Source organism: Streptomyces racemochromogenes, assembly GCF_044129415.1.
Taxonomy (GTDB): Bacteria; Actinomycetota; Actinomycetes; order Streptomycetales; family Streptomycetaceae; genus Streptomyces; species Streptomyces racemochromogenes_A.
This window is the reverse complement of the sequence record NZ_JBBDHD010000353.1, coordinates 1-351: the sequence shown is the minus strand read 5'-3', so window position 1 is coordinate 351 and position 351 is coordinate 1. Positions and strand designations below refer to the sequence as shown.

Below are 351 nucleotides of genomic sequence, written 5' to 3'. Positions count from 1 at the left end.
TCCACCCACGGCTCCAGCGCGGCAGCACACTCCGCGATCCGCGCCGCGAACACCGGCGACGAATCCAGCAGTTCACGCCCCATCCCGGCCCACTGCGACCCCTGACCCGGGAACACCCACACCACCGAACCCGGCGCACCCGCACTGCCGCTCACGACCCCGGCCGCGTCCTCGCCCCGGGCCAGCGCCCGCAGCCCGGACAACGCCTCCTCGGCGGAATCCGCCGTGACGACCGCCCGCTCGCCGAACACCGAACGGCCCGACGCCAGCGCCCCCGCCACCTCGGCCAAGGACACCCCCTCGGCACCCTCCACGAACCCCGCCAGCCGCTCCGCCTGCCCGGCCAGCGAG

Annotated in this window: 1 protein-coding gene; it reads right to left on the bottom strand. The window is 76.1% G+C overall.

Features of this window, described 5'->3' with window-relative positions; all coding sequences use genetic code 11:
* Positions 1-351, bottom strand: a 351-nt coding sequence (locus tag WDV06_RS37245) for an acyltransferase domain-containing protein (RefSeq protein WP_395514211.1), incomplete at both ends; no start/stop codon positions are given.